The organism is Streptomyces recifensis, from assembly GCF_002154615.1.
Taxonomy (GTDB): domain Bacteria; phylum Actinomycetota; class Actinomycetes; order Streptomycetales; family Streptomycetaceae; genus Streptomyces; species Streptomyces griseoluteus.
This window is the reverse complement of sequence record NZ_MUNH01000854.1, coordinates 1-758: the sequence shown is the minus strand read 5'-3', so window position 1 is coordinate 758 and position 758 is coordinate 1. Positions and strand designations below refer to the sequence as shown.

Genomic DNA, 758 nt, shown 5'->3' with positions numbered 1-758 from the left:
CCTGGACGCGATGCTCGCCCTGTGCGAGACCGTCCGGTGCCGCCGGGGCCAGCTCCTCGCCTACTTCGGCCAGGACGCCACCGAGGAGGGCTGCGGCAACTGCGACACCTGCCTCACCCCGCCGGAGACCTGGGACGGCACGGTGGCCGCGCAGAAGGTGCTCTCCACCGTGGTCCGGCTCCAGCGCGAGCGCGGCCAGAAGTTCGGCACCGTGCAGATCGTGGACATCCTGCTCGGCAAGCGCACCGCCAAGGTGATCCAGTTCGACCACGACCAGCTCTCCGTCTTCGGCATCGGCGACGACCTCGCCGAGGGCGAATGGCGGGGAGTGGTGCGGCAGTTGCTGGCGCAAGGCTTGCTGGCCGTCGAGGGGGAGTACGGCACCCTGGTGCTCACCGAGGCCAGTGGCGAGGTGCTGCGCCGGGAGCGCGAGGTGCCGCTGCGCAAGGAGCCCAAGCGCCCGACCACCACCCGGGCAGCCGGCCGGGGCGACCGCAAGGGCAGGACCGCGGCGGCCGAACTGCCCGCCGAGCTGGTCCCCGTCTTCGAGGCGCTGCGCGCCTGGCGGGCGGAGCAGGCGAAGGAGCAGGGCGTCCCGGCGTACGTCATCTTCCACGACGCCACCCTGCGCGAGATCGCCACCAGCCGCCCCCGCTCGGTGGCCGAGCTGGGCACGCTGAACGGGGTCGGCGAGAAGAAGCTCGCCACCTACGGGGAGGGGGTCCTCGCCGTGCTGGAGGCCCGGTCCGCCCCGGCTG

Annotated in this window: 1 protein-coding gene; it reads left to right on the top strand. The window is 73.4% G+C overall.

The annotated features are described in order from the left end of the window. A partial coding sequence (locus CCN33_RS30335; protein ID WP_208622004.1) for an RQC domain-containing protein occupies positions 1–758 on the top strand: 758 nt, incomplete at both ends.